Raw genomic sequence first — 19539 nt, 5'->3', positions numbered from 1 at the left:
TTTTCCCAACAGTCCGCCCACTCTACTTTTGTCTAAATTCATCGCCGCTAAGCTAGACTCCTGCCCCAGCGCTGGTGCACCTGACTTGGCGGCCTAGAAATCCAATCAAGAACTTAGGACTGCCCAGTTCTAAAATCAGATCAATGAAGGACTCACTGGCGGGAGCCATATTATGACAGTCCCAAGGCCCACCCAGGAAGCCGAGCGTTTGGCTGCCCTTCGGCAGTACAACATTCTCGATACCCCGGCAGAACAGGCCTACGACGACATTACCGCGTTAGCCGCCTATATCTGCGATGCCCCGATCGCGATCGTCAATTTAGTCGATAGCGATCGCCAATGGTTTAAGTCAACGGTAGGATTCGACCTGAGCGAAACCAGCCGGGAAGTGTCGTTTTGTGCCTATACCATCCTGGATCGAGAAACCATGGTGGTCAACGACGCGCTAGCCGATGAGCGCTTTGCAGACAATGAATTTGTTACCCATATCCCTGGCATTCGCTTCTATGCGGGCGTGCCGCTGGTGACGCCATCTGGCTTCTCCATTGGCACGCTCTGCGTCGTCGATCATCGCCCCCGGGAGCTGTCAGAGTTTCAGAAAAAAACGCTGGAGGCCCTGGCGCGGCAGGCGGTAGCCCAGCTGGAGTTGAGACGGGTCTCGTCTCAGTTGGCAGAATCCCTAGACCATATCAAGCTGATGGAAGGGCTGATTCCGATCTGTTCCTACTGCAAGGGCATCCGCAACGATCGCGGCTACTGGTCAACGGTAGAGACCTTCATCGAAGAATATGCCGATGTGGGCTTTACCCACGGCGTCTGCGACAACTGTATGCGGCAGCATTTCCCCGAGGTGGCCAATGTGTTGCTGCCCGACCCAGCGCCAGATAGCGCAGAATTTGACGGCGTGATTGGCTAAGGCCGATGCGATCCAACGGCTGGCTAGGCGGCGGCACCAGAGGCCGAAGGAGCCAGGTACGTAGGCAGTCTGGTGGCGTCAAAGGTAGCATTAGGGGCTTAGACTCTAGCCCCCTTGGACGGCGGGCTGCCTCTATTCACAAGGTTTTCAATTCTATGATTGTTTGCATTACTGACCTGCTGACCACCGATGAGGTAGCCCGCATTCAGGATGGCTTGGCCCAGGCGGAGTTTGTGCCGGGGGAAACAACGGCGGGCTGGCACGCCAAGCTGGTGAAGCAGAATGAGCAGGCGACTCAGCAGATGGCTTTGAAGCCCCTAGAAATAATCGTGCAGACGGCGCTGGCGCGGAATGCGCTGTTTCAGGCGATCGCCTGGCCAAGAATGGTGCATTCCCTACTCTTCAGCCGCTATGGCGAGGGCATGAGCTACGGGCGGCACACCGACAACGCCCTGATGGGCGGGGCCAACTTTTATCGCTCAGATGTGTCATTCACCGTTTTTTTGAGTCAGCCAGACGCCTACGATGGCGGCGAACTGGTGATCGAAGAGGCCGACAGCGAGCGCTCCTATAAGCTGGCGGCGGGAAATGCGATCGCCTACCCCTCTACCACGCTGCATCGGGTGGAGCCGGTGAAAAGCGGCGATCGCACCGTTGCCGTAGGCTGGGTACAAAGCCTGGTACGCAACGCCGCCCACCGCGAGATTTTATTTGACTTGGAAACCGTCAAGCGCACCCTCTTTGCCCAATCCGGCAAGACCCCCGAGTTCGACCTGCTGGCCAAAACCACCGCTAACCTACTGCGCCAGTGGGCCGAGTAGGACAGGCCTGCCTGGCTCAAGGATGGCGCAGCCTGCGAAAAACAGCGACTCTACAATAAGAATGATTGCCGATAAAAAGTAATTCTATTGACTGTGAAGATCTCTAAATGAAAGCTATAAAAACATAAGAAATCCAGAAAGCTTCACCTTAAAGAGCATTTCAAGGGATACTCCACGTATCCACACCCGTAAAATTAAATTCTATTTGACATCAATTCGCATTTGCAATACAGTCTGGAACTATCGTTTAGTCGTGATCTGGTTTTGCCATGAACACTCGATATCGGGCTGTAGACCTGTTTTTGGCGACGGGGTTAATGGTCGCCGCCGCCCCGACGACAATGGGCGCAGCTGCCGCGCCCGACGCTACGTCAGGGGGAAGCCATGGCAGTGCCGACGCCACGCTGATGAGTCAAAGCCCTATCTGTCGTCCCGTGGCCGTGGACGGAGGCGGCGAAGGGGGCGGCGGTGAGGGCGGTGAGGGCGGTGAGGGCGGCGCAGTGCTTCCCGCTGAAACGGCTGACGTCGTGGTGCTAGCGCCAGAGCAACAGTTCAGCGATCGCGAAATCATCACCGACTTTGTCGATGCCCTGGTAGTCCCCAACTACGAGCAGCTCACCCAGCGATCGGGAGACCTGGCTGAGGCGATCGCCGTCTTTGTCGAAAACCCCACTGAAGATACGCTAACGGCGGGCCGTCAGGCCTGGTTAGCGGCCCGTCGCCCCTGGGAACAGAGCGAAGCCTTTGCCTTTGGCCCGGCGGCTTCTCTGAGGCTAGATGCGGAGCTAGACGATTGGCCCCTGAATGAAATCGATGTATTGGCAGTGCTTGAGAGCGAAAACCGCCTCACTCCGGAGTATGTCGCCAGCTTGCAAACCAGCCAGAAGGGCTTCCATGCGATCGCGTTTCTCCTGTTTGGCACCGATGCCGATAAGCCTCTAGATGACTTCACTGAGCGTGAGTTAGAGTATCTGGCTGCCATTGGCCCAGTCTTTGATCAAACCGCCAACGCCCTGCTGCTCAGCTGGACTGAGGGTATCGACGGGTTCCCGGCCTATCGAGATGAGTTTGTCGAGGCTGGCGAAGACAGCGGCGCCTACCTCACCGTGCAGGCCGCCGGGGAGGAAATTGTCCAGGGCATTCTTGGCATTTTAGACGAGCTGGGCAATGTCAAAATTGGCGCAGCACTGGAGACCCAAAACCCGTTTCTGCTGGAGGCCCGCTTTGCCCAAAGCTCGCTGCAAGACTTTGAAGACAACTTAGTGAGTGCCCAAAACGCCTATCTAGGCGAATTCACGGCAGGCGGCACCCGAGGGCAAGGGCTGCAGGCCTTTGTCGCCGCTGTTGACCCGGCCCTTGACACTCAGATTCAGGCCCAGATGCAAACCGCCCAGCAAGCCGTAGCCGCTATTCCTGGCCCGATCGAGGTCACCCTGTGCGACCCCAGCGCCCACCCCCAAATCGCAACCGCCAAAGCCAGCATTTTGACCCTGTTTGAAACCTTTGAGCAGCAGGTGCTACCCCTAGTACAGCAATGATTCACAGCATCCTTAGCCCCCGCTACCGGGGACATAAACCTGCATACCGACGGCTGACCCTGGGGCTAATCGCCCTGATCGCTGGCATTGCCCTGGCGGCCCTGCTGCGATCGCCCGCCTCTGCTCAAACCCCCCGCCCCCAGGCGGGCGGCGACACCACCATCTACAGCCGCACCTCCCGCGCCTTTGAGCAGCCCGCGCCTAACCTAGATGCCTCCTGGGCCGAGCGCCATGCCGCGGGCGATCTCGCCTTCGAGGCGGCCTTTGTCACCGCTCCCGCCCGGGTCAACCCCGGCCTGGGGCCGCTGTTTAACGGTACCGGCTGCGCCGGATGCCACATCAAAAATGGTCGTGGCCTGCTAGAGAAGGGGCAGCGGGTGCTGCGGGTGAGCCAGCTTCAGCCCAGCCACAGCACTGCCAGCGATGCCGCCGCTACCCTGGAGCCCTACGCCCCAGAAGCAGAGTCACCGGGGGGGAATGCGGTTTCGGTTCCCGGCATTGGCACCCAGCTGCAGGAGCAGGGGGTCTATGGCCACGCCCCCGAAGCCGTGGTGCAGATTACCTGGACGGAGCAATCGGGCACCTACGAGGATGGCACCACCTATTCGCTGCGATCGCCCCAGATTCAGCTGTTGCGTCTCGACGGCGCCCCTCTGGCTGAGGACATTGCTATTTCTAGCCGCATTCCGCAGCCGGTGTTTGGGGCTGGTTTGCTAGAGGCTGTGCCCGAGGCTGACGTTGTGCAGCGGGCCGATCCGAGCGATCGCGACGGCGACGGGGTTTCGGGTCGCCCTAACCGAGTGTGGAATGTAGTCGAACAGCGCCCTACCCTGGGCCGCTTTGGCTGGAAGGCCAACACTCCTACCCTGTTGCAGCAGTCGGCAGCGGCCTACGTCAACGACATGGGCGTCACCAACCCCCTCTTCCCCGATGCCGATGGCCAGATGGACATTGACATGGACACCCTGGAGGCAGCGGAAACCTATGTACAAACCATCGCGGTACCCGCTCGTACCCTCATGGATGACCCTCAGGCACAGCGAGGAGAGCGGTTATTTTCGACGGCCAACTGCACCGCCTGCCACGTAGCTGAACTCCGCACGGGGGCCCACAAAATTCCGGCTCTGGCCAATCAAACCATCCATCCCTATACCGACCTGCTGCTCCACGATCTGGGGCCAGGGCTGGCCGACGGGCGGCCCGACTTTGAGGCAACGGGCCAAGAGTGGCGCACGCCGCCGCTGTGGGGGGTGGGGCTAACCCAGACGGTGCTGCCCTTTTCGGGCTTTTTGCACGATGGCCGTGCCCGCACCCTAGAGGAAGCGATTCTCTGGCACGGCGGCGAGGCTGAGCTGGCCAAGGAAACCTTTCGGGCCATGGCGACGGACGACCGGGCGGCGCTGATTCGGTTTTTACGATCGCTCTAGCCTTAGCCACAGATAGACGCCAGGGCACACAGTAGTTTGCCCTGGCAGGTCAGTGGTATGGCCGCAATTGAAAGCGCTCAAGATTGCTGCAAAGCCAGCACTTGCTCTGTGGTCATGGGTTCAACGGTCATGGTGTAGAGCACGCCGTCTTGCACCGAAACCAGGTTTAAGTAATAGTTGGCTTCACCGGGTTTGCTGACGGCGTACACCCGCACCCCAGAGTCGATCGATAGAACGTCGCCAGTGACATTATCGACCCTATACCCCTGGGCCTCTAGCTGGGCCTGTAGGTCGCCCGCTGCGCTCCGCCAGCTACTGCTGACAGGGCTGCGCCAGCAGTCATTGGCCCCATTGCAGCCGACTTCGGCCCCGGGCAGGTGCGGAAAATTGGCATAGGGAGCAGGCGCTTGAGGCTCAACGGGTTCTGGCGGGGCCGGTGGCGGCGTAAAGGGGGCAGGCTCGGGAGCAGCAGAGATCGGCCCGGATTCAACCTGCTGCACCGGTTCTGGGCTCTGGGCCTGGGGCGCAGGTGGGGAAGCCTGCACTGAGGCCTGGGGGGTAACGGTAGGCGCAGGCTCGGGAGCAGGCTTGGGCAACACCGTGACCGACACATCGTCGGGGGCAGCAGGTGACTCATCCAGGACTTCGACGGGTAGGGGCTCTGGATTTGGGCTCGGCACCACTAGCGCCAGCAGCACGCCGTGCCCCCCCAGAGAGGCGATGACGCAGAGTATCCCCAGCCCAAAGCGCGATCGCCGCTGCGGCTTAGATGTGGGGCGACGCAGAGCAGCAGCAGAGGCAATTAATCTGGGAGTCATTGTCGAAAAGTTTTAGGTACAGATGCACAATGGCCAGCAGAACTAACAAGACTTATTCTCTATAAGCCATTCTAAGACTAATGGCGCGTTGCCTCAAGTCTTGACGGGCTAAAGGTTAGATAATCTATCTATGGGTGCGTCAATGATAAGCATTATTGATATCACTCACTACTTGATTGATATTCTACCCATGTCTATCAAGAAACAGTCGCAATAGGCGCTACAATGCAGGCTGATATTTCACCCCTCTGGGATTTTCGTCAGAGAGTTAAGTTGTTGAGGTAACAGCCGATGAAGTTAGGACGACGTGCATTTTTAGGGGCGGGTGCCGCCGCCACCGCCGTAGCGGCAGGTTATTTGCGTCAGCGCCCCGCCACTGCCCAGTTTGGCTTTGGCCGTGGGCCTGTGGTCAACCTCTATTCTTCCCGCCACTATGACACCGACGATCTGGTGTATGACGGGTTTCGAGAGGCCACGGGCATTCGCATCAACCTGGTCGAGGCCGAGGCCGACCAGCTGATCGAGCGCATCAAGAGTGAAGGACAAAACAGCCCCGCCGACCTTCTCATAACCGTCGATGCCGGTCGGCTGTGGCGGGCCGAGCAAGAAGACCTCTTTCAGCCGGTTGACTCGGCGGTGCTAAATGAGGCCGTGCCTGAAAATCTGCGCCACCCCGATGGGCTCTGGTTTGGCCTGACCAAGCGGGCTCGGGTGATTATGTACAACAAAGACACCGTTGACCCGGCTGAGCTATCGACCTACGAAGACCTGGTTGACCCCAAGTGGCAGGGCCGCATTCTGATTCGCAGCTCGACCAATATCTACAACCAGTCGCTGGTCGGCTCGATGATTGCCGCCCACGGGGCTGAAGAAACCGAAGCGTGGGCGCGGGGTCTGGTGGCTAACTTTGCCCGCGACCCCCAGGGGGGCGACACCGACCAGATCAAAGCCGCCGCTGCCGGGTTGGGTGACCTTGCGATCTCAAATACCTACTATTTGGCACGTCTGGCTAAATCTGACAATGCCGAAGACCAGGCGATCGCTGAGCAGATCGGGGTGTTTTTTCCCAACCAGGGCGATCGCGGCACCCACGTCAACATCAGCGGGGCTGGGGTAGTCAAGACCGCCCCTAATGCCGATGCAGCCCTGCAGTTTTTGGAGTATCTGGCCAGCCCCGAGGCCCAGCAGATCTTTGCCGAAAGCAATAACGAGTATCCCGTTGTTGAGGGCGTCGCGGTCGACTCGGTGGTGGCGGGGTTTGGCGAGTTCAAAGCAGACTCGCTCAACGCTTCGGTGTTTGGCAGCAACAACCCCGAGGCCCTACGCATCACCGATCGCGCCGGTTGGCCATAGTCAGTAGCTGACGATCGCCCCCAAAGATTTCAGCATGCGGGTTTCGGTTGCAGAGAGGCCAACGGCATCGCAAATGTTGACCCCTTCGTAGGGGCGATCGGGCCGCAGGGTTTGTTGGCAGAGGCCAGAGGCCAGATCCCAAATGCAAATTTCATCGTCCTGGCTGGCGGTGATGAGGTGAGTTCGGCTGGGGCTGACCGCGACCTGCCAGATCGCCTGACCATGGTTTTGCAGTGTGTGGCGGCGCTGGTTGGTGTTTACGACCCAGACCTCTACCCGGTTGTCTTCGCTAGTAAAGGCGAGAATGTCGCCGGTTGGGCCGATGGTAACCCCTTGCAACCACTGTTCGCTGGGATGCTGCCACTGGCCCAAGGCGTCGCCGGGGGAGGTATCGGGGGCCAGGTGCCACCAGCGTACGGTGCCGTCGTGACTGGCGCTGGCTAGGGTGAGGCTATCGGGGCTAATGGCCAGGCTGTGAACCTGGCCTTGGTGACCGCTAAAGGTCTGGGAGGTAAAGACAGGTGTACCGTCGTGGGTCGGCTGGTCGTGCTGCCAAAGGGCGATCGCGCCGTCTCGCCCCGCCGCCGCCAACCACCACCCGTCGTTACTAAACGCGATCGCCGAGGGGCTATCGGGGCTGTTTTCCAAAGCCCCTAGGGCGTTGCCGGCGGTGGTATTCCACAGGCAGATGCCGTCGTTTGGGCCAGCGCTCGCCAACCATTGACTATCGGGGCTAAAACTGAGCAGCGTGGCCGGAGTATCGATCGCCCAAACCCACTGCATCTGGCCCGTGGTCTTAGACCAAAGACGAATAGTTGAGTCATCGGCGCCGCTAGCCAACCAGCGCTCGTCGGGGCTGAGAGCCACCGAGCGCACCGAGCGATCGTGCCCGGCGAGGGTCTGGGGGCCAGTGGCGTAGGGGCTGCCAGCAGTCACCTGCCACAGACGCAAATGGGTATCGTCGTGGCCGGTCAAAATGGTGCCGCCCTCTGAACCACTGCTAAAGGCCAGGCAGCGCACCGGGTGAGCCTGGCTGAGAAAGCTGCGCCAGCACTGCCCCCACTGGGTATGCCAGAGCTTGATAGTGTAGTTGCTGCCGGTGACAAAATAGCGGCTGTCGGTGCTAAAGACCAGGGTCCAGACCGGTGCTCCTGGATAGGGCAGGGTGTGGCAGTGGCGACGATTGGGGATATCCCACACGGCGACAGAAAAGTCTTGGCCACTGCACACCAGGTATTGCCCACTGGGGCTCAGGGCCATGGCCAGGAGAGCCTGAACATTGGTAGGCAAAATCCAGCAGGGTAGGCCGGTTTCCAGATTCCAGATGGTGAGGCTGTTGTCGTCGTAGCCTGCCGCTACGGGTATCGGCGGGCAATCGGGGTCATTGGGGTCGGCCAAAAATCCGGCGATGCGCAGGCTGGCGGTCGATCGCACCTGGAGCTCTTTGACCAGCACGCGCTCGACCACGTTCCACAGGCAGGCCCGCTGATCCTCACCGCCGCTGACTAAGCGATCGCCAAGCTCACTGTAGGCCAGACTGTGAATTGGCCCCTGATGAGCTGGCAGTGGCCCCTGGCCAAACCCCGAAGCCACTTCCCACAGATACAGCTGACCGCTATCGTCGCCCGAGGCCAGCTGGCTACCGTCGGGGCTAAAGGTCAAAGCCTGTACCGATGTTTGGTGACCCTCTAAAACATCGGTCTGGTAGGTCTCACCCACTGGCCACAGCCGAATTTGGCCGGTTTCAGTCCCGATCGCCAACAAATCTCCTTGGGGGTTAAAGGTGAGGGCGCAAATGCCCTGGGAGTTACCCTCGTCAAACATCCACATCAGCTTGCCCCGGCTGAGATCCCACAGCAAGAGGCGGCCCTCATGGTCGCCAGTGGCCAGATAACGACTCGTTGGCTGCGGTGAACTTGCCGGTTCGGGGCTAAAGGCCGCTACGGGGTTGCGACCCAGGGCGGTAGCAAAGGCCGTGTCATGGAACTGGGCCTGGCTAAAGTTAGCGCCTTGTAGGCTCACCTGGCGCAGGTCACTCTGCCACAGGGTCAGGTGAGAAAAGTCGCCGCCGCTAACAGCTAGCCCTAGGTGCTGACATAGATGAATGATGTTGCTGGCCCCGTAGCCCGGCTGCCCGCGGTGAGATTGCAGGGCTTTCACCAAGCGATCGCCCTTGGCTGCTAACAAATCAACTGTCTTGTATTGCTGCCGCAGCGCCTCTGCTAGAGGCAATAGCATAGCTGTTCGCTGGCGCTCTTGCACCACCTCGCGGGCGGTTGTAGTCACCAGGGGTAGACGCTGAAGCCAATCTAGGGTTTCGGCCTCTAGCTCGGCCCAGAGCACCTGGTGTAACCGCTCTTGTACCAGAGCCTGGACCACTGGCTTTAAGCTCAACACCAGGCCATGGGCCTCGGTTGGTTGCCCCTGAACCCACCCTCGACCAATGACCGACTGCACCACCCGCCCCTCGACGGCAGGCTGCATGATCTCATTGAGGTGGTTGATCGAGATCGACTCCTGGGCTAGAAGCAGGCCGTAGAGCAGGGCCCATTCTGCCGGTAGCAGCCGCTCTAGAGCCTGGGTAAAGGGGCGATGCACGATCGCAGGAATGGTTAGGGGGGCCTGCAGCAAGGCCTGGGGCTGCCCTTGGTAGACCTCTTGCAGGGTCGCTCTGACCCCGCGCAACACAAGGGGATGACTGCCATAGCGATCGATCAGACTAGTCCAGGGGTCGGTTTCTGCCCCGGGAATAGGGGGTGCTTGCAGTAGCGGTCGAGCGGCGACAACAGACAGGTCGTCTAGGAGATAGTCTTGTACCCTTGGCCCCTGCACCTGGGAAAAATCGGTGGGCTTTTCGCGGCTGAGCCAGATCAGGCAGCTCTGGTGGTGCCGCTCTGCCGCCTGGTGAAATAGATGTTGCAGGGCCGTGGTATGGGGCCGATAGCTGCCCGATAGCTGCTGGGGGGCAAAGAGCTGCTCCATGCCGTCAATAATCAGCAGGGAGCGGTGCTGGTCGAGCTGGTCGAGCACCCAGTCGATGGCGGTTAACGGTGACGACAATGCCTGGGCGATCGCCGGGTCGAGCCAATGGGCGATCGCCCCCAATACCGCTTCATCGGTAGCGGCCGTGGGTAGAGCCAGGTAGCCGCAGCGATCGACTTCGGGGGCTAACTGAGCTGCGATCGCGGCGGCCAGGGTGGTCTTGCCCACTCCCGGTAAGCCCCACAGCACCACCGTCCGGCAGCGGTCATCCACAATCCACCGGGTGAGGGTGGCGAGCTCAACCTCTCGACCACTGCAAGCCGTCAGATCAATCCGGGGTGAATCTCGCACCACTAGCGCTGGCGCATCTGGGCTAGGGGAAGAGCCATTGGGCCAGCGCGCCGGGGCAGCGACCTCTAGATCCATGGGGGGTGCCACTGTCTCTGTCGCTATTCCCTGGGCCACCCAGGTTTGCAATACGCTTTGAATGTTGCGTTTGGTGACCCGAATGCCTTGGATATCGGTCTCTACAATGTCGGTCAGCAGCTGCCAGAGTTTAGGCCCGACATCTTTTTTGAGATAGTCTTCGGTGTAGCCAGCGCTGGGGGTGGCCATGGCCGAGTAGGTCTTATTTTCCCACGAGCCCTTGAGCACCAGGCGCTCCACATCCTTGAGGGGGCGACCCTTGCGCTCTACGGCCACCTGATTAATGAGTACTGCAATGTCATCGAAGTCCATCGGCTAAACCGCCACAGATGCCCCAGCGATGGCCTTAGTTTACCTGAATTTTTCAGAACTCCTCAGGGGTGTGAGAACTCTCACCCGGGGTAGGGCCCTTTGGATTAAGAGGATGTGGGTAAAAAAAATTCCCTGGCCCGAAGGCCAAGGAATAATCAGGGTGCATCTACCACTACATAGTTCTAGGCCGAGCCAGGGAATCAGGATGGTTTGGAAAGTATTTTGCTAAAGTGCCTGAAGGAGGGGGAGGGAAAGGCGGTTGGCGGCGAGAGAGCCCGTGCAATGGAGCCTGGACAGAGCTGGTTAATCGCTGCTGAGGCCGGGTCAGTCATGTGCTGCAATTCTTCTGGTGATTTGAGTGGGCTCAGTCCAAGGATGCATGCTTCAAGATTTAAGCTTTAAGAGCGCCTGCTTCAAATAGACCTTGGGGATATTATCGGGAGACAACCGTGTCTGATGGACTCAGTTTGACCGCCTACGATCTCTGGAAAACCTACGCCAATGAAGCGGTGGTGCAGGGCATCAGCTTTACCTTGGCCCCAGGCGAAATTGTTGGCCTGCTGGGGCCTAATGGGGCCGGTAAAACCACTACTGTAGGCATGCTGTTTGGCACAGTCATTCCCACCAAAGGCTTTGTACAATGCGGCCCCTGGCAACTGCCGGGGCAGGGACAGTTGGCCCGCGCCCAGATGGGCATTGTTACCCAAGAAGACAATTTAGATCCAGACTTTACGGTATTTAAAAATCTCACCCACTTTGCCCACCACTACCGCATTACCGGGGCAGCGGCGCGGCGGCGGGCGGGGGAGCTGCTGGCTCTAGTCAATTTAGACCATCGGGCCAATGCCCAGGTAGATGACCTCTCAGGAGGGATGAAGCGGCGACTGGTGCTGGCTCGCGCCCTGCTAAACAATCCCAGAATCGTCTTTTTAGATGAACCTACTACGGGGCTCGACCCCGACGCCCGCCAGGAATTTTGGCGACTGGTGCAGCATCTGAAGGCTAGCGGCTGCGGCATTTTGTTGACCACGCACTACATGGATGAGGCCCAGCGCCTGTGCGATCGCCTTCTTCTCCTCCAGGCCGGTAAAGTGATTGACGAAGGCACTCCCACTGACCTGGTGGCCCGCGTTATCGGTCGTGAAGTGGCCGAGGTAGATGGGGTAGATGCCGCCCTGCTCAGCGATCTGGCTGCCCGCCACGGAGCCTGGTATCGCGCCTTTGGCAGTGGCCACTTGGTGACCCTGCCCGATGCCGACCCCGAAGCCATGTGGCAGCGGATCGAAGCCCACCGCCCCACTCGCCTGCTGCGGCGACCGGCTAACCTAGAAGACGTATTCTTGCGACTCACCGGGAGCGTGCTGGAATGAAGCTGATCACCGCGACCCCGTGGGGGGTGTATTCGGTTTGGTGGCGGCACTTTCAGGTGTATCGCAGCACCTGGCTAGTAAATTGTCTGCCGCCGATTTCGGAACCGATTGTGTATCTGCTGGCCTTTGGCTATGGTCTCACCCCCCTGGTGGGTGAGGTGGAATACCTGGGGCAAATGGTGCCCTATCCCCAGTTTTTGGCCCCGGGGATGATTGCGATCGGGGTGCTATTTCAGTCGTTTTTTGAAGGCGCCTATAGCAGCTTCATTCGGCTCAACTTTCAGAAGACCTGGCAGGCGCTACTAACCGCCCCGCTGAGCTATACCGATGTGTTTTTGGGCGACTGGTTTTGGGCGGCGACTAAGGGGGCGATCGCAGGTGTGATCACCGGCCTGGTGGCGGTGGTCGCCAATCTCTACGACCTGTCTAGCCTGGTACTATCGCTGCCGCTGATCGGGCTGGGGAGTTTGCTGTTTGGCGCTTTTGGTCTGCTGATAGCCGGAGCCGTAAACAAGGTAGACCAGGTGAATGTGCCAATTTTCCTAGTCATCATCCCGATGTTCACCCTCTGCGGCACCTACTTTCCCAGAGATACGCTGCCGCCGCTGCTGGCCAGGTTGGCGGGGTTTTTGCCCCTGGCCGCGCTGGTGGATCTGCTGCGCTGGCCCTTGGGCTTGCCTCCCTGGTGGCCGCTGCTGCTGCTGTGGCTGCTTGGGTGGATGGTGGTAATGGCGCGACTGGCGGCCCTGCGGATTTATCCACGGTTATTCAGTTAACCTGGGTTGTCTCTGGAGAGGGCAGGTTTAATCGCGACTGGCGAAGTTGCAGCGGCCCAGGGAAAGGTCAAACAGATGAAAGCCATACTGCTTTGACAGGGCCTCAAACACCTTGAGCCCACGAACGCTGTTGCCGTGGCTATCGAGCAGGGGCGAAAAGACCGCAATGCCCGCCCGGTTGGGAACGACGGCCAGAATTCCCCCCGAAACGCCGCTCTTGGCTGGAATACCCATCCGAAAGGCCCATTCCCCGGCAAAATTATACATACCGCAGGTATACATGACGCTGAGAATATCGCGTACATGTTCTGACCCAACGGCCCGAGTGCTGGTGACTGGGTTAACCCCCTGGTTGGCCAGAGTCGCCGCCATGACCGCCAGATCGTGGCAGGTGACCAGCACCGAGCACTGTTGAAAGTACAGATCCAGCGCCTCCTCAATGGGCTGGTCGATCATGCCAAAGTTGAGCATTAGGTGGGCCATGGCCCGGTTGCGATGGCCAGTAGACTTTTCCGACATAAAGGTGGAAACATCCACAAACACTTCGCTGCCCACATAGCGTTGAAGCATAGACAGCAGACGATTGAGGCGGTCAGCAGGGTCATGGCCAGCGATCAGGCCGGTGGTGGCGATCGCCCCGGCATTGACCATCGGGTTCTCGGGCCGCTTCGAGTCTTCATCCAGGCGAATGAGCGAATTAAACGGGTCGCCCGTGGGCTCGACGCCGACCTTCTTGAGCAATTGCTCGCGGCCATAGTCCTCTAGGGCCATACCGTAGACAAACACCTTAGAAATCGACTGAATGGTGAACTTCTGCGCCACGTCTCCCACCTCATAGGTGCGCCCATCGAGGGTGACCATGCTGATACCAAACCAGTCAGCGTTGGCCCGCGCCAGCTCAGGAATATAGGAGGCCAGGCGTCCCTCAGAATTTCCCTTAAACTCCTGATAAAGCTGTTCTAAAAACTCTTGAACCTGGGCCATTGGCGGCATTTATCTAGGAAGGGTATGGCGAAAAGGTCAGCGGTCGGGCGGAATAGCTCTAGTGGGTTCCTTTACTTCTGCTCGGGATGCTCTGCCTCAGGACGGTGGTCTCCCAGGTCGTTGAGGCGCCAAATAAACTTGTGCAGTTTGCCAAAGTCTCGATGGTTAAAGTGCAAAACCAATCGGGGCAGAGCTACGGTTTCATCGTTTTTATCGGTGTTTTCTTCGGGCAGGGCGGCAGACTTTTCGATTTTGCCCTCGGCTAAGATACTCGCGAATTCGCTATTTAGCAGGTCTACATCGGCATCGGATAGGTCGCATTTCAGCCGAACGATAAGACGACCGCCAACGTAGCGACAGGAGTGATATACCCGGTAAAAGCTACTAATGGCATGGCAGGCGTCATCCACATTGTCGGTAATTGTGTACAGATTGGGGTCGTCGGGGCTAATCAGCCCACGGCTCAATAGATGAGTTTGCAGGTAGCTGTCCCAGCCCTGCCAGTAGTCGCCACCGGGGTGATCGACCATTACAATCGGCATGGGGTCGGCCTTGCCGGTTTGAATCAGCGTGAGTGATTCAAACGCTTCATCCTGGGTGCCAAAACCCCCAGGAAATAGCACCAGGGCATCACTTTCGCGCAGAAAGAAGAGCTTGCGGGTAAAGAAATACTTGAAGTTAATCAGCTTGGGGTTGCCCTCCATAATAGAGTTGGCCCCCTGTTCAAAGGGCAGCTGGATATTTAACCCAAAGGAATGTTCGGGGCCAGCGCCAGCATTACCCGCTTCCATGATGCCGCCCCCGGCCCCGGTCATGACCATAAAGCCCAACTCAGTCACCTGTTTGGCAAATTGTTGAGCCAGCTGATAGTCAGGACTCGTGGCCACGGTGCGAGCCGAGCCAAAGATCGTAATTTTGCGAATGTGGCGATAGGGATGAAAGATCTGAAACCCCTGCTCCATATCGAGCAGGGCGTAGTTTAGAATCTTCCAGTCTAGGCGGTCTGCCTCTCGCCCCATCATGCGCAAGATCGTCTCTAGTACCTGGCGGATTAGCCTGCCGTGTTCGAGATCAGGCAGTTGCTCTAGCACAGTAATCAGATCAGTCTTGACGCTAGGGGGCAAGTCTGAGGGAAGCGCAACCATAGGCTGTTGATTTCATAGAGGCAGCACCCTATTCTAGCGACAATATCACCCCTTACCCTGAAAAGCCCCTAGGGAGAGAGTAACAATCCACTAGGGGCAAACCCTATGGTCGTCTGCCCTAACAGGCTAGGGGGGTTTCTAAAAAACAGCCTCCCTAAGGAGGCTACGACTGCTAGTTCAAAGCGGGGATCTTCTTTCTGGCCGCCGATTCTCGGCAGACGATTCTCGGCCGCCGACTAACCTATCCAGCCTGAGCCTTACAAGAGCTGGCATGGCCCCTAGAAACTAGGCCGCGTGCCGATTGCGATCGCCAACCGACCTAACCGCAGCCCAACCTCAAGCCTAGAGATACTTTTCGAGGGTATTGGCCAGGGTGGTTTTGGGTACAGCACCGACAACCATATCGACTCGCTGCCCTTCCTTGAAAATCATCAGGGTAGGAATACTGCGAATACCATACTGGCTGGCGACGCTGGGATTTTCGTCAGTGTTAACTTTAACGACTTTAATCTGGCCGTCGTACTGTTCAGCAATTTCTTCAACCACCGGGGCCACCATCCGGCAGGGGCCACACCAGGGGGCCCAAAAGTCAACCAAAACGGGGACGGTGCTTTCGAGAACTTCTTGCTTGAATGTAGAATCTGTTACCTGAGCGGCTGCCATGCCTAGTGTTCCTTGCCGTTGTTAATCACAGGCAATCTTACCATAGTGGCCCCCTAGCCAACCTGAGTCGCAAGGCAACATCTGGTCAGCAAAATTGCCCTAGCCTAATGAGAACAGCCTATGGGCAGCAGGTTAACCACTGGTTGGGGGCAAAAGAAACCGCCCAAGCCAAAGGCCCGGGCGGGGTGTGGTGTGAGGAGTGAACTGAAACAAAGGTTTCAGTACAGCTTTATTCTACTGTGGACAATTGCAAATCTGCCACCCATTGATGACATTCGCAACAACTTTATGGTATGCCCGAATTTATGTCACTAAAGGAACTTTTTCCTAGGTAATTGGCATCGCCTCAGCCCACTATTCATTACTCTACTAGAAGAGAAAGTACCGCTGGGCCATGGGTAACACTTCGGCGGGCTCGCAGGTAAGTAGATCGCCATCGGCCCGCACTTCGTAGGTCTCTGAGTTTACCTCAATGTGGGGCTGATAGTCGTTGAGCTGCATGTCGGCTTTGCTAAGGTTGCGGCAGTTGGCTACGGCAGCGGTGGCTTTGGTCAGCCCAATTTGCTCAGGAATGCCTAGATCTAGCGCGGCTTGGGAGACAAAGCTGAGGGCAGTGGCGGCGATCGCCCCGCCGAAACTACCAAACATGGGCCGCATATGCACCGGCTGTGGCGTCGGGATGCTGGCATTGGGGTCGCCCATCTGGGCCCAGGCGATCGCCCCGCCCTTGATCACGATCTCGGGTTTGACGCCAAAAAAGGCGGGCTTCCACAGGCAAATATCTGCCAGCTTGCCCACCGCCAGGGAACCGACATGGTCGGCAATGCCGTGGGTGATGGCGGGGTTGATGGTGTACTTAGCCACGTAGCGCTTGGCGCGGTGGTTGTCGTTGCGGCTAGAGTCTTCCGGTAGGGGGCCGCGCTGCACCTTCATTTTGTGGGCGGTCTGCCAGGTACGAATCACCACCTCGCCCACCCGACCCATGGCCTGGGAGTCAGAGGCAATCATGCTGAAGGCCCCCAGGTCGTGGAGAATGTCTTCGGCGGCGATGGTCTCGCGGCGAATGCGGGACTCGGCAAAGGCAATGTCTTCGGGAATGCTGGGGCTGAGGTGGTGGCAGACCATCAGCATATCCAGGTGCTCGTCGAGGGTGTTGCGGGTGTAGGGGCGAGTGGGGTTAGTCGAGGAGGGCAGCACGTTGGCCTCGCCGCAGACCTTGATGATATCGGGCGCGTGGCCCCCCCCGGCCCCTTCGGTGTGGTAGGTGTGAATCACCCGGTTTTTGAAGGCGGCGATGGTGTCTTCCACAAAGCCCGCCTCGTTGAGGGTATCGGTGTGGATGGCCACCTGCACATCGTACTCGTCGGCGACCCCCAGGCAGGTGTCGATGGTGGCGGGGGTGGTACCCCAGTCTTCGTGGAGCTTCAGGCCCATGGCCCCGGCCTTGACCTGTTCCACCAGCCCCTCGGGCTGGGCGCTGTTGCCCTTGCCCATAAAGCCCAGATTCATCGGGAAGGCATCGGCGGCTTGCAGCATGCGCCAAATATTCCAGGCCCCGGGGGTGCAGGTGGTGGCGTTGGTGCCGGTGGCCGGGCCGGTGCCGCCACCGATCATGGTGGTGATGCCCGATGCGATCGCCGTCTCGATCTGCTGCGGGCAAATGAAGTGAATGTGGCTGTCGATGCCCCCGGCGGTGACGATCATGCCCTCTCCCGCGACGACCTCGGTACCGGGGCCAATGATAATGTCGATGCTGTCTTGAATGTAGGGGTTGCCCGCCTTGCCAATGGTGTCGATCTTGCCGTCTTTAATGCCGATATCGGCCTTGACGATGCCCCACCAGTCCAAAATTAGCGCGTTGGTAATCACCAGATCCACCGCCCCGGCCTCGCGGCCAATGGGCGACTGACCCATGCCATCGCGAATCACCTTACCGCCGCCAAATTTCACCTCGTCGCCATAGGTAGTAAAGTCTTGTTCTACCTCAATAATTAGCTCGGTGTCGGCCAGGCGAATGCGATCGCCCACCGTGGGGCCAAAGGTTTCGGCATAGGCGCGGCGATCCATGCGATAGCTCATGGGCTTCTCCTAGAGGGGCTGGGGGTAGAAACTGTCGGCAAATTTAGCCAGAACCACTCTAGAATGCGGGATTTCCCCCGTTTGGTCAATTGGAATGGCACCGTGATGTTCTCGCCTGCGACCAGGCGCTTATATTTCTAGCCAATGAGTTCGGTACTGTACCATCAACCTGCACGATTGTCGCTATGGTCTAAACGTCTTGGCCCAATGGCAATATTTGATTTCAAGCAAGTGATGCAACTCGGGTTAGCGCTTTGTCCAATTCCAATTCCACCCCTTCAGTCCTTTGCTGGCAGCGGTGGTCAGGCCCGCTAGGGCTTTGCCTGACCTTTTTTATGCTGTCTTACACCATTGGCGTGGTGCAGCCGATCATGCCGCCTCTAGTGCGCGGGTTTGACTCCACCGTGGGCTACGTGCAGTCGGCGCTGGTGCTCATGTCGTTGGTCACGGCTTCCTTTACGCCCACCGCCGAAAACCTCAGCCGCCGACTCGGGCGCAAGCCAGCCTTTACCATTGCCCTGGGATTGTTTGCCCTGGGGCTGCTGGTGATGATACTCAGCCCCAATATCGGCCTGTTTACCGTGGGTCTGGCCGCGCTGACTGGGGTGGCGGCGGCGGTTCTGGTGAGCACCCCAGTGGCCCTAATGAACGCTCTGTATCCAGGGGATATGGCCAACAAGTACGCCATGGTGGCGCTGACCATCGCGGGTGTTGCCGGGGCCCTGGTGGGGTCAATTAGTGGGGGATTTATGGCCTATGAGCTGGGCTGGCGGTGGGCTTTTGGGCTAGAGCTGGGGTTGATTCCCTTGATTGGGCTGTTGGTGCAATCCATCGATGTGCCTATTCCCCGACAAGCCCTGCCCATCGATTGGGTTGGCGGCCTGCTGTCGGTAGCAGGGTTTGGTCTGACTCTAGTCGGCCTCAGCCTGACGGCTGAGTTTGGCTGGTGGCAGCCCAAGGATAATACGCGGGCCATCGACATCGTGGTCATTCCCTTTCAGATTTCGATTGCGCCGGTGCTCATGGCCACCGGGCTGATTTTTATCGGGTTGTTGCTATTTTGGGAGCGCCAGCGAAAACAACAGGGAGAGGCATCGCTGCTGCGGCTGGGGGTGTTTAGCCGTCGTATTTATATCTTGGGGTTGGCGATCGCCACGCTGCAAACGATCATTTCCGTCGGCGTTCAGTTCAATCTGTATCAGTTTATTCCAGCGGTGGTGGGGCTCAATTCCTTTCGTACCTCCCTGGCGGTGATGCCGCTCACGATTGTTCAACTGGCCATACTGTTGCTGCTGGTCAAGCGCCGCCCGCAGTTTCCACCCCGCTCGCTGTTGCAGATGGGCATTGTCGTCAAGGCCATTGGGCTGGCGATGCTGATAGTAGCGGTTAAGCCACCGGTCACGCCCCTGGGCCTGCTCCCGGCCCTGATGACCCTTGGGGCTGGCACCGGCCTCTTTGGTACCTACATTACATCGTTGACCTTTGCCGACACCCGCGACGAAGACAGGGTCGAAGCCCGCGGCGTTTATCGCCCCTTCCAAAACCTCGGAGCTTCCCTGGGGCGAGGGGTGTTGGGTACAGTCTTGGTGGTGGCGGCCTCAACCAAAATTGTGCACAGCATCATTGCTGAACTAGGCGAAGCTGTGACTCCCGAGGTGAGTCGGCAAGCGATTCGCTCGTTACAGGTGTCGATTCAAACCCTACGTCGCAGTGAGCGGCGAGCGCTCTTTGACCAACTACCGGACTCGGTTCAGCCTGTTCTCGACACCATCTTACAGACGGCGGCCACGGAGGCTATGCAGATTACCCTAGGGCTGGCCCTGGGATTCTGCTTGCTGAGTCTGGGGCTGTCTTTTTGGCTACCTAAAACGGTAAAAAAAATAGAGGCTCCCATCGAATGATGGCAGCCTCTAGCTGGTTTCTCAGCCC

The 19539-nt window shown here is 58.6% G+C and carries 14 protein-coding genes; 8 read left to right on the top strand and 6 right to left on the bottom strand.

The features are described from left to right. Positions 1-172: 172 nt before the first annotated feature. From IQ254_RS11630 to IQ254_RS11615, 4 genes are all read left to right on the top strand, one after another. Positions 173-916, top strand: a complete 744-nt coding sequence (locus IQ254_RS11630; RefSeq protein ID WP_193966326.1) for a GAF domain-containing protein — start codon at positions 173-175, stop codon at positions 914-916. 155 nt (positions 917-1071) lie between these two features. Next, entirely contained in the window at positions 1072-1737 is a 666-nt protein-coding gene (locus IQ254_RS11625) for a Fe2+-dependent dioxygenase (RefSeq protein WP_193966325.1), read from the top strand. Positions 1738-2006: 269 nt separating this feature from the next. After that, entirely contained in the window at positions 2007-3275 is a 1269-nt protein-coding gene (locus IQ254_RS11620) for an imelysin family protein (protein ID WP_228040545.1), read from the top strand. After that, on the top strand, positions 3272-4702 hold the full coding sequence (locus tag IQ254_RS11615; protein ID WP_193966324.1) for a di-heme oxidoredictase family protein: 1431 nt from the start codon (positions 3272-3274) through the stop codon (positions 4700-4702). The genes IQ254_RS11620 and IQ254_RS11615 overlap by 4 nt, the downstream gene beginning before the upstream one ends. A 77-nt stretch (positions 4703-4779) precedes the next feature. Here the strand turns inward: IQ254_RS11615 and IQ254_RS11610 are convergent, their stop codons facing one another. Continuing rightward, entirely contained in the window at positions 4780-5520 is a 741-nt protein-coding gene (locus tag IQ254_RS11610) for a hypothetical protein (RefSeq protein WP_193966323.1), read from the bottom strand. Between the two features lie 291 nt (positions 5521-5811). Between IQ254_RS11610 and IQ254_RS11605 the strand changes: the two genes are divergently transcribed. Next, complete coding sequence (locus IQ254_RS11605) at positions 5812-6873, top strand: Fe(3+) ABC transporter substrate-binding protein (protein ID WP_193966322.1); 1062 nt, start codon at positions 5812-5814, stop codon at positions 6871-6873. Here the strand turns inward: IQ254_RS11605 and IQ254_RS11600 are convergent, their stop codons facing one another. Next, positions 6874-10593 (bottom strand): WD40 repeat domain-containing protein, encoded by a 3720-nt coding sequence (locus tag IQ254_RS11600; protein ID WP_193966321.1) that lies wholly within the window; start codon positions 10591-10593, stop codon positions 6874-6876. It abuts the gene before it with no gap. A 449-nt stretch (positions 10594-11042) separates the two neighbouring features. On the opposite strand from IQ254_RS11600, the gene IQ254_RS11595 reads away from it, so the two are divergent. After that, positions 11043-11963, top strand: coding sequence for an ABC transporter ATP-binding protein (locus IQ254_RS11595; protein ID WP_193966320.1), 921 nt, complete (start codon positions 11043-11045; stop codon positions 11961-11963). Beyond that, the gene (locus IQ254_RS11590; RefSeq protein WP_193966319.1) at positions 11960-12739 is read left to right on the top strand and encodes an ABC transporter permease; all 780 of its coding nucleotides are present in this window, start codon (positions 11960-11962) and stop codon (positions 12737-12739) included. Before IQ254_RS11595 ends, IQ254_RS11590 begins: the two co-directional genes overlap by 4 nt. Before the next feature lie 27 nt (positions 12740-12766). Here IQ254_RS11590 and glsA read toward each other — a convergent pair whose 3' ends face one another. From glsA to ureC, 4 genes are all read right to left on the bottom strand, one after another. Next, positions 12767-13723: a glutaminase A gene (gene glsA / locus IQ254_RS11585; RefSeq protein WP_193966318.1), complete on the bottom strand. Its 957-nt coding sequence runs from the start codon at positions 13721-13723 to the stop codon at positions 12767-12769. Positions 13724-13794: 71 nt separating this feature from the next. Beyond that, positions 13795-14868 carry an LOG family protein gene (locus tag IQ254_RS11580; protein ID WP_193966317.1) on the bottom strand — a complete coding sequence of 358 codons (1074 nt, stop codon included), beginning with the start codon at positions 14866-14868 and terminating at the stop codon, positions 13795-13797. A gap of 342 nt (positions 14869-15210) precedes the next feature. Further along, positions 15211-15531 carry a thioredoxin gene (trxA, locus tag IQ254_RS11575; protein ID WP_035985715.1) on the bottom strand — a complete coding sequence of 107 codons (321 nt, stop codon included), beginning with the start codon at positions 15529-15531 and terminating at the stop codon, positions 15211-15213. Between the two features lie 369 nt (positions 15532-15900). Beyond that, positions 15901-17610, bottom strand: coding sequence for an urease subunit alpha (gene ureC / locus IQ254_RS11570; protein WP_193966316.1), 1710 nt, complete (start codon positions 17608-17610; stop codon positions 15901-15903). A 254-nt stretch (positions 17611-17864) separates the two neighbouring features. On the opposite strand from ureC, the gene IQ254_RS11565 reads away from it, so the two are divergent. After that, complete coding sequence (locus IQ254_RS11565) at positions 17865-19511, top strand: MFS transporter (protein ID WP_228040543.1); 1647 nt, start codon at positions 17865-17867, stop codon at positions 19509-19511. The last annotated feature ends 28 nt before the right edge of the window (positions 19512-19539 follow it).

This window comes from Nodosilinea sp. LEGE 07088 (assembly GCF_015207395.1).
Classification (GTDB): Bacteria; Cyanobacteriota; Cyanobacteriia; order Phormidesmidales; family Phormidesmidaceae; genus Nodosilinea.
This window is presented reverse-complemented; position numbering and strand designations above follow the sequence as displayed.